The sequence below is a fragment of the Inquilinus sp. CAU 1745 genome (assembly GCF_039839375.1).
Lineage (GTDB): Bacteria > Pseudomonadota > Alphaproteobacteria > DSM-16000 > Inquilinaceae > JBDOQU01.
The window spans coordinates 170373-183311 of record NZ_JBDOQU010000003.1 but is presented as its reverse complement, the minus strand read 5'-3'; the positions used below and the strand labels follow the sequence as shown (position 1 = coordinate 183311).

At 60.8% G+C, this 12939-nt stretch carries 12 protein-coding genes; 3 read left to right on the top strand and 9 right to left on the bottom strand.

Going from position 1 to position 12939, the window contains the following annotated elements; genetic code table 11:
• The 9 genes from AAFN89_RS05465 to AAFN89_RS05425 form a co-directional block, all read right to left on the bottom strand.
• Window positions 1-768: a class I SAM-dependent methyltransferase gene (locus tag AAFN89_RS05465; protein ID WP_347536715.1), complete on the bottom strand. Its 768-nt coding sequence runs from the start codon at window positions 766-768 to the stop codon at window positions 1-3.
• On the bottom strand, window positions 746-1867 hold the full coding sequence (locus AAFN89_RS05460) for a glycosyltransferase family 4 protein (protein WP_347536713.1): 1122 nt from the start codon (window positions 1865-1867) through the stop codon (window positions 746-748). Before AAFN89_RS05460 ends, AAFN89_RS05465 begins: the two co-directional genes overlap by 23 nt.
• The gene (locus AAFN89_RS05455) at window positions 1864-2547 is read right to left on the bottom strand and encodes a class I SAM-dependent methyltransferase (protein ID WP_347536711.1); all 684 of its coding nucleotides are present in this window, start codon (window positions 2545-2547) and stop codon (window positions 1864-1866) included. Before AAFN89_RS05455 ends, AAFN89_RS05460 begins: the two co-directional genes overlap by 4 nt.
• On the bottom strand, window positions 2544-3323 hold the full coding sequence (locus AAFN89_RS05450; protein WP_347536709.1) for a TylF/MycF/NovP-related O-methyltransferase: 780 nt from the start codon (window positions 3321-3323) through the stop codon (window positions 2544-2546). The genes AAFN89_RS05455 and AAFN89_RS05450 overlap by 4 nt, the downstream gene beginning before the upstream one ends.
• Window positions 3320-4624 carry a lipid II flippase MurJ gene (locus AAFN89_RS05445; RefSeq protein WP_347536707.1) on the bottom strand — a complete coding sequence of 435 codons (1305 nt, stop codon included), beginning with the start codon at window positions 4622-4624 and terminating at the stop codon, window positions 3320-3322. Before AAFN89_RS05445 ends, AAFN89_RS05450 begins: the two co-directional genes overlap by 4 nt.
• Window positions 4625-4748: 124 nt before the next feature.
• Complete coding sequence (locus AAFN89_RS05440; RefSeq protein ID WP_347536704.1) at window positions 4749-5630, bottom strand: Wzz/FepE/Etk N-terminal domain-containing protein; 882 nt, start codon at window positions 5628-5630, stop codon at window positions 4749-4751.
• A gap of 175 nt (window positions 5631-5805) precedes the next feature.
• Window positions 5806-6975, bottom strand: coding sequence for a methionine adenosyltransferase (metK, locus tag AAFN89_RS05435; protein ID WP_347536702.1), 1170 nt, complete (start codon window positions 6973-6975; stop codon window positions 5806-5808).
• A 744-nt stretch (window positions 6976-7719) separates the two neighbouring features.
• Window positions 7720-8295 carry an AAA family ATPase gene (locus AAFN89_RS05430; protein ID WP_347536700.1) on the bottom strand — a complete coding sequence of 192 codons (576 nt, stop codon included), beginning with the start codon at window positions 8293-8295 and terminating at the stop codon, window positions 7720-7722.
• Window positions 8296-8303: 8 nt separating this feature from the next.
• On the bottom strand, window positions 8304-8660 hold the full coding sequence (locus AAFN89_RS05425; protein ID WP_347536698.1) for a ParD-like family protein: 357 nt from the start codon (window positions 8658-8660) through the stop codon (window positions 8304-8306).
• A 606-nt stretch (window positions 8661-9266) separates the two neighbouring features.
• Between AAFN89_RS05425 and AAFN89_RS05420 the strand changes: the two genes are divergently transcribed.
• The 3 genes from AAFN89_RS05420 (at window position 9267) to AAFN89_RS05410 (ending at window position 12876) form a co-directional block, all read left to right on the top strand.
• Entirely contained in the window at window positions 9267-9443 is a 177-nt protein-coding gene (locus tag AAFN89_RS05420) for a helix-turn-helix domain-containing protein (protein WP_347536696.1), read from the top strand.
• Between the two features lie 197 nt (window positions 9444-9640).
• Window positions 9641-11470 carry a hypothetical protein gene (locus AAFN89_RS05415; RefSeq protein ID WP_347536694.1) on the top strand — a complete coding sequence of 610 codons (1830 nt, stop codon included), beginning with the start codon at window positions 9641-9643 and terminating at the stop codon, window positions 11468-11470.
• Window positions 11467-12876 (top strand): hypothetical protein, encoded by a 1410-nt coding sequence (locus AAFN89_RS05410; protein WP_347536692.1) that lies wholly within the window; start codon window positions 11467-11469, stop codon window positions 12874-12876. The genes AAFN89_RS05415 and AAFN89_RS05410 overlap by 4 nt, the downstream gene beginning before the upstream one ends.
• Window positions 12877-12939: the final 63 nt, after the last annotated feature.

Below are 12939 nucleotides of genomic sequence, written 5' to 3'. Positions count from 1 at the left end.
TCATTCATCGGCGTTCTTCTTCGCGATCATAAACACATTGTTATAAAATCCTTCGGTCCGGTCTAGTTTATCTAATATTACTCCTATAAAATTCAAAATTGCTGTGAATATGATATTAATCGGAAGAAGAAATGCCTTTGCCAGACGAAGAGGGAAATTCAGGTTGAGCGTGTTTTCCCACCAATTAAGAAGCATGATGGCAAGAGTTGACCCTATCCCACCCTGACATTCAAGAGACACGACCTGCATACGAGGAAACAACTGGCGCGCGCCGTATTTAGTGAATCGCCGAAAATCCCACGGCTTCCCATGTTCGTTATAAAGAAAGGGGAATGACACGATCAACGATCCGCCGGGCCTGAGAACCCGTCGAATTTCAGAGCATACGTGATTGAGGTCTTCCACATGCTCCAACACCTGCGTACACAACACTACATCGAAATGTTTGGAGGGCAGCGGCCACGTTTCGTAGCTGGTTACAACTACATCCACCGCAGGGCCGGCGCTAACGTCTAGCCCAGTATACTCGGCAACCGGTCCGAACCATTTTCGATAAGGCTTCGTGCCACAGCCGACATCGAGCACACGTCGATCCGCCTTTCCCGATCCGATATCGGGTAACAACGAATGCAATCGTGCATATAGCGGACGAGCGTCGAGCCATTGAAAATGCCAAGGCTGAACGTTCGGATGCTTGCCGCAGACAGCCTCATATACTCTGTGATATAGGCTCCCCAGTCCACTTTCAGTCATGGCGGGCGATGTCATCGAATAAATCTTCCCAAAGTTGCAGGATGTGCGGCTGCGAGAGACGCTCACGAACTTCGGTCGCCCGCAGAGCCATGACGTGGCGTCGTTCATCGTCGCAGATCAACTCGCACATCCCGTCGGCCAGACCGGACGAACCTTCTTTCAGCGGCACTAAGAGGCCATCGATTCCCGAACGTATGATGTCCCTGGGGCCGGTATCACAGTCGAAGCTGACGGCCGGACAGCCGCTGGCCATTGCCTCAGCAAGGACATTCGGAAACCCCTCAAACCGTGAACTCAGCACAAACAGATCAGCGCGAGCGTACCAATCCCGGATATTTCCGACATGTCCCGGCAGATGAACTCTGCCCTCAAGGCCCATCCTTGCGCGTTGCGTTTCTAGAGCCAACCGATCCTGCCCTTCGCCGACGATCACCAGATGCCAATCTGGATTGGCGCTAGCCAACCGTGCGAACGCATTCAGCAGCGAATCGAACCCCTTCTGCGGCACAAGTCGTCCCACTGCAAGCAACAGCCGGCATCCGTCGGCTAGCGTCCCGGCTGGCGACAATCGGGGCTCGCCATCGGGTAGCGGCCAGGGGACGGGGTTGGGGATCACCGTCGTTCGACTTCCAGGACAGTTCTGTTCAAGCCAGCGCGCGTTCTCAATCGTCAGGGCCACGACTGCCCGCGCGCGCGGATACGTCCAGCGACGCAAGGCCGCCCATGCCCGCCCGACAGGCAACATAGGGGGATAAACGCGCTCGGAAACCACGACCGGGATACGAGTGCCACAGACGGCGAGCAGCGCCAGAACGTTCGCCGTCGTCATCATGGCAAGCACGACATCCGGCGAAACCTGCCGCAGAGCACGACGGATTGCCCAAACGCGCCGAAGGTTGGCGGCAATCGCAGAAACGGGCGACGCTGACTCGCCCGCTGCGTTCAGCGCGATGCGCCGGACACCCGGATTGAAGGCGTAGGCATCCATCGATCTTGCGGCCAGCGTCAGGATGGTCACCTCCCAGCCTCGCCCGCTCCAGGCATTGGCCAGATTGGCTGTTACACGCTCCGCACCTCCCCCGACCATGGAATGAATAACGAAAGCGATTTTCAAGAACGACGCGCCTCGAACAAAAACGTCTCGTCTCTTCCGTGCACAGAGAGTGAAAGGAGAGCCCGTTTGATCAGCCACAGCACCTTGCCCTTCCAGTTCAGGCGCCGTCGGTCTGAGAAATGGCATCTCCGGATGCTCACGGAACCGAATCTGGTGGACAGCACTGTAGCGAGGCGTCCGCGGCTGAAGCTCTGTACATGCCCCCAGCGGTGAAACTGCTTACCGCAATCAGGACAAACCGTCTGGCTGGGAAGCAGGTTCTCGTCGGCCGGAACGGTTCCGAGAAAGCATCCGTCCGGCTTGAGGACCCGCAACACCTCAGGCAGCGTCAGGCTGATTGTTTCATCATCCAGATGCTCAAGAACCTCGCTCATCACTACGGCATCGAAGAAAGCGTCCGGGAATGGAATCGCCGTGGCATATCCGACCTTCGCCCTCTCCTTCAAATTGAGGGAATCACGCAGGTTCTGAATGCTGCGTTCGCTTGGATCAAGACTGAAGATCGAAACGCCAATTTTAAGCGCCATTACCTCGAAACTACCGTCTCCGACCCCGATATTGAGCACCTGGTTTCCTTTTCGGACATGTCGGAGAAGCGTAGTAAACCGAGGCGCCGCCCCGAAGGTTTCGCGTAGCTTCGGGTCGTTTTGAAAGGCATCCCATAATTTGTCCTGCTTCATAAATACTGCCCTATCCCAATGTCTTTGGTCGCCGTTGAAATTCCTTTGATCAGGAAGCCACTGCCTGCATCCAGCGCGACCATTTTTTCCGGTTTGCCCTCCAGAAACTCATCAATAGCCTTCGTCGCGCCCGGACACGTAGTGAACCCATAATCATCGCACAATAATATCCCACCTTGATTGATACGATCATAGAAAAACTCGATGCTATCGCGCGTGGGCTCATAGAGATCAACGTCTATATGGACGAATGAAAATCTTATATTTTCGCAGTTGGCGAACCGTTCCGGTATCCACCCCTTATGAACCTGGATATTGCCGAAATTCTCGAGATTGCGTCGAACTAAATCCTCTCCAACCGCAAGATTGCCCTTCGCCCAATGCGCCCCGTCCAAAACGCTTGGCTCGGACAGACCCTCAAATGAATCGAATAGATGATGAACACGAGCATAGTTCTTGTTCGATCGGTTGGCTGCACAGATCAACCATGAAGAAGCACCACGAAACACCCCACATTCCGCAGTGTCCCCGGGCACGCATGAGGTGAGCCGCAACAACTGAAGCAACATCCATTTTCTATGGGTATTGAACCCATCCGGCTCTTCGAATTTCCGCAGATATTCGTTGAATTCCGGATCATCCCACCAGTCAAGCTGCGGCCAGGAAAATCGATAGTTTGGAAATAACCAGTGACCAAACGTCTTCAACGCATTCAGTTTCCGGTCTTCTCTTCTGGAAAGACTATTTCGAAGAAATTTTAAAAACTTCTTGGTCATTTTTTCTTCATCAAGACAAAAATTTGGATAAACCAGGAGATCGCATAGATGGCGCTGGTCGCCAGGGTGATTCCCGCCGCGTCGAGATACCTTATCAGCACCGCGTTCAGCAACAACTTCGCAAGAATCGCCGCAATAGCCACCCCCAGCAGGACGTCATAGGCCTTCAGCACGGCAAACCATTGGACGAGCACGATTCCCGCGAAATAGAATGGCAACTGCACGAGCCCGAACCGCAGCACATGGGTCACTGCAACTGTATCGGCCGGAGTGAAGGCGCCCCGCTCGAACAGCAGCGCGACACCCCAGGGCGCCAGCGCCCAACCGACCAGCATCGCGAGCAGGCCCGCCCCGAACATCAACCAAGCCCATGTCAACGCCTGTCGGCGCCCCGTCCCGGCGCCATCTTTCGCCACCGCCCCGGCCAAGGTGGGCAGAATGGCGCGGGCGATCGCCACGGCGCCAAGTCCTGTGATCAGGGCGATGATCCGGTTGGCGTAGCCCAAGATGGCGATTGCGTGGTCACCTATGGCGGCGGCAAAGAACTGGTCTATCGGAGTCATGAACCCCATTACCAATTGTCCCAGAGCCATGACGCCGAAAGCGTTGTAGACGCTCGTCCAATGAGACGAACGATGGGTTGCGGCCACACCGCCCAGCCCGCCATCGGCATATCGTGTCATCCGCGCCAGCCAAGCGCTCTGTAGAGCCCCACCCAGCAAGGCTCCCCAAACCAATGGACCGGTGCCCGATCCGGCCGGCGCAAGCAAGACGAGAACGAGGATTCCGAATGCCGGCATCGCCTCGAGGAACGTGTACCCATATGTCTGGCGGCTCTGCAGGCGAATGGAGAGATAACCTGCGGCGATCGACAACAGCGCGAACGGCGCCAGTTGCCGAACCATGGACTGGGCTAGCACGCGGGTGTCCGCCTCCAGGTTGCCGGCAATGGCATCGATGATCCATGGCCCGGCGAAAAACACGAGACAGGTCGTGGCCAACCCCAGCAGCAGCGCCGTGCCGTTCAGTTCGGCAATGAAACGGGCACGTTCGGGTGCGTTGTGGGCCAGCGTCACCAGACGCGGGACCAGCACCATTGTCCCTGAAGACCAGAGCATCACCGGGAGCCAAGTGACAATGGTGAAAGCCAGCAGATACGCATCGACCTCGCCGCTCACCCCATAGCGCCAAGCAACCGCCATCTCCTTGCCCGCCGCAACCAGCTTCGCGGCGAGCACAAAACCGCCCACCGAAAACATGGCCCAGGCAATGCGTTGATGATTGGAATCCGCCTGTTGCAATCGTCGGGGCAACATCCTGACGAGAAAGGATTTCAGCGGGGAACTCCATAATTCCCTGTTGAAGAGACGCGATCCCTCCTGCGGCAATAAGCTGAAATCTCTGCGGCAGCGAGAATGGCCTTATTCATTGGGCGGAAACTTGTCTAGCTTTGGTAAAAAATTCTGCAACCAAGGCGATTATCAGGCCTCCGACCAAACCAAACGCAACCGACAAAGCCAGCACCAACGGAGGCCTTGGGGACGCAGGCACGTCGGAAGCCAGAATGCTTCCAACCTGATGGGAGGGAAACGTCATAGGCGAACTGAGACGGACACGTACTTCACTAATCTCGGCCTCAATTTGCGCGAGACGTTCAGCAAGATCACTCTTCTCGCTAAGCAGCAGCATGGCCAGTATTGGGTCTGTCGTGCGGAGCGCTTGGATGCCCGCATCGTACTCCCGCAAGGTTTCCTGAACCTCCGAATGGCGTTCCGCCAGAACGTTCGATCGGTCCAAGAAAGGGGAAATGGCGTCATCGTAGGCAATTTGATGAGCGCCGAGGAGTCGCGCTAGTGTCTGTTCAATCGTTTGGCGCGCCGCTTCGGGCGTACTGCCGACAGCAACAATATCAAGTATGGCGGGCCAGACGTCACTCTGAGCGGTTATGGAGACTGATTTTAACTCACCAGATCCTACCAGATCAGATGAAGACTGCAGCAGTTCTGCAGAAGCGACGGTTGCGGAGACAATCGGTATGGATGCGCGATCCTCCCCACTGTCACTCCTTACTTGGCCAATCTGAATCTTTGCCGAGGCTTCGAAGACGGGTGGAGAAAACAGAGCGAACGCTACACCCGCCGCGACAAACGCTATGAATCCCACAAGGACCCAGACCCAACGCCGCATCACAATGCGCCAGAGATCAATTAAGCTGATCTCGTCATCCGGAAAACGGGCATTCTCAGCGAGATTGCCCGCATAGGATCGATCAAGCCGTCCCTCGGTGGAGTTGGCATGTTCAGTCACATTTGGTCGCCTGGAAAACTGATGGTGAACTCTCTGGGCTTCTCTGATTGTGGATTGGGCAGCCTGATAGCATACATTGAAGGGCTGGCCAGCCTCATATTTGAGAAGCAGCCATATGGGATCGATGGTTCATATGGCCGGCGCGCGGCCGGCTGTCCGGTCCCCGACATGGGCGCTACGCGTAGGCGCTTTTCAGCGGGTCGACGAGATCGAGCCGTTCCCAGGAGAAGCCGCCATCGGCTTCCGGGGTGCGCCCGAAATGCCCGTAGGCGGCGGTGCGGGCGTAGATCGGCCTGTTGAGCCCCAGATGGGTGCGGATGCCGCGCGGCCTGAGATCCATCAGGTCCCGGAGCGTGCCCGACAGCCGGTCCTCGTCCACCTTGCCGGTTCCGTGGGTGTCGATATAGACCGACAGCGGCTCCGACACGCCGATGGCGTAGCTGAGCTGGATGGTGCAGCGGTCGGCCAGCCCGGCGGCGACCACGTTCTTCGCCAGATAGCGGGCGGCATAGGCCGCCGAACGGTCGACCTTCGTCGGGTCCTTGCCGGAGAAGGCGCCGCCGCCATGGGGGGCCGCCCCGCCATAGGTGTCGACGATGATCTTGCGTCCGGTGAGGCCGGCGTCGCCGTCCGGGCCGCCGATGACGAACCGGCCGGTCGGATTGACGTAGAACTGATCCTCCGGGCACATCCAGCCCTCGGGCAGGACGTTGACGACGTGGGGGCGCACGATCTCCCGGATCTCATCCTGGTCCAGCCCCTCGGCATGCTGGGTGGAGACCACGATGGAGGTCGCGCCGACCGGCTTGCCGTCGACATAGCGCAGGCTGACCTGGCTCTTGGCGTCCGGGCCAAGGGCGGGCTGCGCGCCGGAATGGCGCGCTTCGGCCAGGCTCTTCAGGACCGAATGGGCGAAATGGATCGGCGCCGGCATGAAGGCGTCGGTCTCCCGGCAGGCATAGCCGAACATGATGCCCTGGTCGCCCGCGCCCTCATCCTTGTTGCCCAGGGCGTCGACGCCCTGAGCGATATCGACGGACTGCTGGTGGACCAGCACGTCCACCTTGGCGTCCCGCCAGTGGAAACCGCCCTGTTCGTAGCCGATCTCCTTGACCGCCTGCCGGGCGACATCCTCCATCACCCTGGCCGTCACGGCCTCGGGTCCGCGAACCTCGCCGGCGATGACGATGTGGTTGGTCGTGCACAAGGTCTCGACCGCCACCCGGGCCTCGGGCTGGGCGGTCAGGAAGGTGTCGACGATGGCGTCGGAGATCCGGTCGGACACCTTGTCCGGATGGCCTTCGGACACGGATTCACTGGTGAAGACGTAGTTTCCCTGACGCACGGCGGGCCCTTCATTCTGACGGTCGGAAGCGGGGATGGCGTCAATCCATGGCGCGCAACCCGCCGTTTCTTGCAAGGAAGCGGCGGACGGTCAATGAAAAGCTTCATCGGTAGCAGCTTCATATTCCGCTCCGGAAACACGTAATACCAAGGTCCTCTAGTCATGGTTCATGAACGTTATTACAGCGTCTGAGTGTTTTACCATGAGCGTCACTAAACGCTATTGTCAGATATCTTGTTTCCACACGGATTCAGCGGATCCATGGCGCATACTGCGATCAAAATCGACCCGCCGAGTGCTTCCGATGAACAATTCCCACCCTCTTGCCGACTTCTCCCGAAACTTCCTGCGATTTCCGCAGACTGCCGGCTGGTGGGAGGAGTTGCCGGTTTCACCCGCACGGGGTGCCACTGACCATGTTTCCCATTTTGCCGACTCGTCCGCTCGTTTCCGCAAACATCCGTCCGTTGCCGCTGATCCGCTCCCACGGCCGGTTCAGAACGGTCTTTCCCGGCGCGCAATCGCCACCGAGCAGGGCCTCGACCAGGGCCGGCGCCTTCGCCATGCCGGCGCCAGAGACACGCATTCGCTTCATGGGCAATTTAGCGGGAAGTGGGGCGGCACTGGCAGCAGTTCCCGCATATCAGCGTCCGGACGCGAGAGGAGGTCGCCCTGATCGACACCCTCGCGGCCCCTGGCCGAGGCGCGTTACCGCCCCCGATCGCCATGGCCGCCGGCGGCGGTTTAACGGACGAGATCCTGTGCGTAGATAATTCTGATCCAATCCGGCAGGATGGGCAAAGCGGAGAGGAGCCACCCCTTGGCGAAGACGAGGCACTGCGTCGGGAGCATATTCAGCTTGGAGTTATCGTAGACCATACCGCGGTCAGCCTTGAGAACAGCCTCCCGAATGAGAGCCCCACCGCGTACGTAGCGGGCGCGAATCTTATCCTCTGGCACGGTGTGACCACCTTCACCGACACGCGCGGAAACACGGGCAACCGAGAGATCGGGAGAGTTCACGCCGACATGCATGACGATGACGGTGAAGCCTCTTGTGTGCGCCTCGTCGATGAGGTCGAGCTTCGAGGGATGTGAGAAAACGGTTTCGGTGACGAAATCCCGGCCCTGCGCGAGGAAATCGGCGCGGCGAGCGGTGGCCAGGCGGGCGGCCTGGTAGGAGGCGGCGGGAGAGGGGTCGCCCAACTCGTCGCGCTGGATGATGTCTGCATTAATGAAAGGACCCGCGAAGCGGGGCGCCACGCGGGTCACGTAGAGGGTCGACTTGCCGGCGCCATTGGGCCCGGCAAGCACGATCATGGTGGGACTCATGCTTCGGGCTTGGCCTCCGCGCGGACAAGATTGCCCGCGACATCAAGGCCCACACCGAGGCCGAGTTGGCGTCGCCGGGCGAAGAAGGCTTCCTCTTCTGGTCCGGGCCGGGCCATCATCACTGTGAAATTCTCGAGCCAGACGTCCTTCTCCTCGTCGGTCAGCTCGGTGGTCCCGATCTCTCCGGCCAAGGCCGCAGCGATCCGGGCATGGTCGAAGTTTCCGGATTTTTCAATGGCGCGGCCGATACGCACCCAATGGGTGATCTGGCCGGCAACGGAGCGGCTCTGTAGCTCAGACTCGCGGCGAACAAGGTTCATCAGATCGTCGCTGAGCTTCACGGATTGGGCCATAAGGAGAACCTCCTAGGGATATCATAGGTAGCATTTTGCCACCTATTCGTCAAGCTTGGCCATCGACGGCAAATCATTCGGCCGCATCGCCCATTGGCAGCCGTTCGCGGGCATGTAGAGGATCACATCCATAACGTAGTGGAGCGCCCTGGTCCGTAGCCGGCCAATCAGCTAAGCATTTGATATTAAATTGTTTTCCACTTTTTCATTATTTCGAGGCACAGAGAGTGGAAAACCCATTTGTTTCAATGGGCTACAGCAGAAACGCGTTCTCCACTCATCAATGCCCGGCAGGGTGAACCGCCTCCGGGGAAGCCGGGGCGGTTCAGGGTTGAAAAGCGCCTGAACTCATGAGCGCCCAATCCCGAGGCGACATCGGCGCATGGTCCAAGCCAATGTCCGCCTTGCCATGAGGCCGCGATCAACGCGTTCTTCTCAGCAAACCTCCCGACTACTCTCGATGCGGATTTCGAGACCTATATAGACTGACAAAAACCCCAGAAAATCAACAATTCCAAACATTCTATAAATTATTATTCCAAATTTATTTGTGTTGATGCCGATTGTTCCTAGTTTCTCTTGAGGAATTACCTTCAGGAGACTTCAATGACATCGATACCAACCTTCTACACTGTCGGCGAGACCGCCGAGTTGCTCCGAGTAAGCGACCGGACGATCCGCCACTGGATCGCCCGTGGGCACCTGCATGCCGTCCGCATGGGCGATCGCGGTATCTGGCGGGTGCCGGGCGACGAGATCAAACGGCTTCAACGCGGCTGGTGAGCAGCTTCCGCCATCATGCCGGTGTCGTCGGCTTGCGCTACCTCCGCCTCGTCCCTTTCCTGCCTCCAACCGCATTTCCGAACATTTCAGCAAACCGCCGGCGATTGCCGGCTATCCGGTCCCGCTCCGTGCGGCGGCGGCCCTGACGGGCGATCCGTCACCGCACGGAGCGGGACCCAATAAAGAGAAGATTTTCGATGAACCAGATTTCCAATCCCCACGACATTCTCCCCTGCCCTGCCTCGTCGACGCTGCTGTCGGCGGCGCCGACGCTAGCCGACGTCATCGCCGCCGTCCTCGCCTCCGAGATGAAGTCCGAAACGGCGACGCGGATCGCCGGCGACATCCGCATCGTCGCCAACTGGCTCGACCGGGATCCCGCCGACATCGCGGCCCACCCGGGCGTACTGCGCCAGAAGCTGACCAGCATCCACCACGAACATGTCGGTCTGTCGGCCAAGCGTCTGGCCAACATCCGCTCCAACATGCGGCGCGGACTGGAGATGATCGGCCATGTCGACAATCGTCCGTCGTCGAAACCGATCGATCGGCTCGACGGCCCCTGGCGCGATCTGTGGGACCGCATCGCCGGGACCTGGCGGGCGCCGCAGCTGTCGCAGCTGATCCGCTACTGCACCGTCCACGGCGTCGCTCCCGAGGAGGTGTCGGACCAAACGTTCGATGCTTGGGGCGCGTGGCGCGCCGCCGGCACCGGCTCGATTGCGAGCGATCCGCTCGTCGCCGTCGCCAGGGCCCGGCGGGCCTGGAACAACTGCGTCGCGCATGTGCCTGACTGGCCGCGCCAGCCGGTCACCGTTGAGTCCCGCCGGGTGCGGGTGACGCGCGACCTCGACGAATTCCCGGAAGGTTTCCGCGAAGATCTAGCGCTGTTCCGGGCCAAACGCGGCCTCAAGTCGGCGGGCGCCACCAAGTGGCGGTTCCACGAGGCGGCCGGAACCGAGGAGGAGCATGTGCTGTCGGCCAGCAAGACCGAGCATTGCATCGCGGCCCTTCGCCTCGCGGCGACCGCGGCCGTCGAAGAGGGGATGGTGCCGCTCGATGAGATCACCGATATCGGCTCGATCCTGAGCGTCGAAGTCGCCGACGCGACGATCCAGCACATCATCGACCGCAACGGCCTCTCCGAATATGTGCTGACCGTCGCCAAGAATCTCTCCAGCGTCGCCCGGCGCTGGCTGGATCTGTCGTCGGAGGACCATGCCGAATGGCGCGCGTTCACGAGCGCCGTGCTGAAAATGCTCAAGCGCAAGATCAACTTCGACAAGTTCGCAATGACGCGAACGAACCGCCGGCGCCTCGCGCAGTTCACGGACCCGCAGGCGGTCAGCCGTCTGTTCTCTTATCCCTGGTCGGTGCTCGACGAGCTCGAGATCGAGCGCAAGCTGCGCCGGACCGTCACGCACGAGATGGCCCTGAAGGCGATGTCGGCGGTGGCGGTCGCCATCCTGACGACGCTGCCGCTGCGCCGCGGAACCCTGCACCTGCTCCGGTGGGACGAGCACGTCACGCTGCCGCTGCGCAGGGGCCAGGGACGCCTCGCGGTGTCAGGGCATGAGGTCAAGAATCGCCGGGACCTCTCGGCGCCGTTGGCGCCCGAAATGGTGGACATCCTCCGGCTCTATCGGCGGCATTACCAGCCAGCGCTGACCGACGGCTCCGACAACCAGCATGTCTTCCCGGCCGGGAACGGCGCCGGGCCGCGCGGCCCTGGCCAGCTCGCGACGAACGTCGTCACCCGCGTCAACGCCCGCACCGGGCTGATCGTGAACCTGCACCTGTTCCGCCATCTCATGGCGACGCTGGCCCTGGCAAAGGCATCCGAGACTGTCGACATAGCCAAAGCCGCGTCGCTCGTCGAAGGCCTACTCGGCGCCTCGCCGGGCAGCAAGATCATCAACCGGTACGCGGAACTGACGACGTCGATGGCGGCCGCGTGGACGGACGAGAACATCGCTCGGCCGCACCGGCCCAAGAAGACACTGCACAGAAGGGAGTGGCGGCGATGACCCGCGCGACGATCCAACGGCTGCCGCTCGAGCAGTGGCCGGCCGCCTACCGAAACGCCTGGCGCGAGAACATCAGGCGCCAGCCCTGGAACGAACGCTATGCCCGCCGGATCCGGGGCGGGGTCGAGTGCTGGTTCGGCTTTGCCGGCGGCGATCTCCTGCCGACCCCGGATGACGTCTTCGCCTACGAAGCCGCCCTGCGCCAGCGTCTATCTGAGCGAACCGCGATCGCCTACATCCAGCATCTGGCGTATGGGATCCAGATCGCGGCGCCCGCGGGCGATTGGCGCTGGCTCGTCCGCCACGCCCTCGACCGGCTGCCGCGGCCCGTCCCCCCGGAGCGAACACCGGCGCCGCCGCGCAAGCGGCGGTACTGTCTGCCGGTCGCCGACTGGCCGGCGTCATGGCGCGAAGGCTGGCGCGACGTGACCGGCCTGGCGTCGGCGTCGCGCTACCTGCATCGCCAGTCCGGGCCGACAGCGGACTGGTCGGACAGCTACCGCAAGCGGATCGAGCGCGGCGTCGGCGTCCTGGCGGCTTTCGTCCGGGAGCATGACCGTCCGCCGGCGCTCACCGACGAGCTGGTGCACGAGTGTCTCGACTGGTGCGCCGACCGCGGCGTCAGCGGGCAGTCCATGGGCATGTATGCCGAAGAAATCCACCGCGCGTTCACGCTGATGAAGCCTGGCCTTGATCTGGGCTGGCTCCGTGATCTGGTCGACGAACTCGCCCGGGCGCCGGCGATCCGGAACAAGGCCGCGCGCATCGTCCGGGTTCATCAGCTCCAGCAGAAGGGCCGGGATTTGATGCGCGACGCCGGCCGCCGGCCGCTGACGACTGAAACCGCACTCCAATACCGCGACGGGCTGATCCTCGCGGTCTGGGCGGTGCGCCCGTGCCGCCTCAGCAACTTCGTCGCGCTGACGATCGGCGAGAGCCTGGTCGTCAGCGATACCGGCGCGTCGATCGTCATCGACAAGACCAAGAACGGTGATGGCTACACCGCATGCTGGCCACCGGTTCTGTTCAAGCCGCTCCAGATCTATCTCCAACTCTACCGGGAGTACCTCAGAAACGATCGGCCGGACGACAAGCGCCTCTGGCTCGGCCGTGACGGAGCGGCTCTGACGGCCGGAGGGTTGTCGCGACACTTCGGAAATCTGACCGTCCGCGAATTCGGCCATCGCATCAACCCACACCTGCTGCGCGACTGCGCCGTCACGTCGATCGTTGAGACGGATCCGCGGGAGGTGCTGAGAGCCTCGGCGCTCGCCGGCCATCGCGACCCACGCACCACAGACAGGCACTACCAGCACGCGACCAGCTATGCCGCCGCCGAACTCACATACGACCTATTGGCCGGCTACCGAATGCCACCGGCCCCGAAAACCAGAACCCGAAAGTAGGCCGGATTCCCTGAACGGACGCTCGGGGCTGTCTTCACGAAGCCCCGGACGCTCCGCTCAGGG

Bases quoted from the DNA above. Each gene is read 5' to 3' on its own strand.
- AAFN89_RS05415 (WP_347536694.1), top strand. From the start codon at position 9,641: ATGAACCAGATTTCCAATCCCCACGACATTCTCCCCTGCCCTGCCTCG.
- AAFN89_RS05450 (WP_347536709.1), bottom strand. From the start codon at position 3,323: ATGACCAAGAAGTTTTTAAAATTTCTTCGAAATAGTCTTTCCAGAAGA.
- AAFN89_RS05455 (WP_347536711.1), bottom strand. From the start codon at position 2,547: ATGAAGCAGGACAAATTATGGGATGCCTTTCAAAACGACCCGAAGCTA.
- AAFN89_RS05425 (WP_347536698.1), bottom strand. From the start codon at position 8,660: ATGGCCCAATCCGTGAAGCTCAGCGACGATCTGATGAACCTTGTTCGC.
- AAFN89_RS05410 (WP_347536692.1), top strand. From the start codon at position 11,467: ATGACCCGCGCGACGATCCAACGGCTGCCGCTCGAGCAGTGGCCGGCC.
- AAFN89_RS05430 (WP_347536700.1), bottom strand. From the start codon at position 8,295: ATGATCGTGCTTGCCGGGCCCAATGGCGCCGGCAAGTCGACCCTCTAC.
- AAFN89_RS05465 (WP_347536715.1), bottom strand. From the start codon at position 768: ATGACATCGCCCGCCATGACTGAAAGTGGACTGGGGAGCCTATATCAC.
- AAFN89_RS05420 (WP_347536696.1), top strand. From the start codon at position 9,267: ATGACATCGATACCAACCTTCTACACTGTCGGCGAGACCGCCGAGTTG.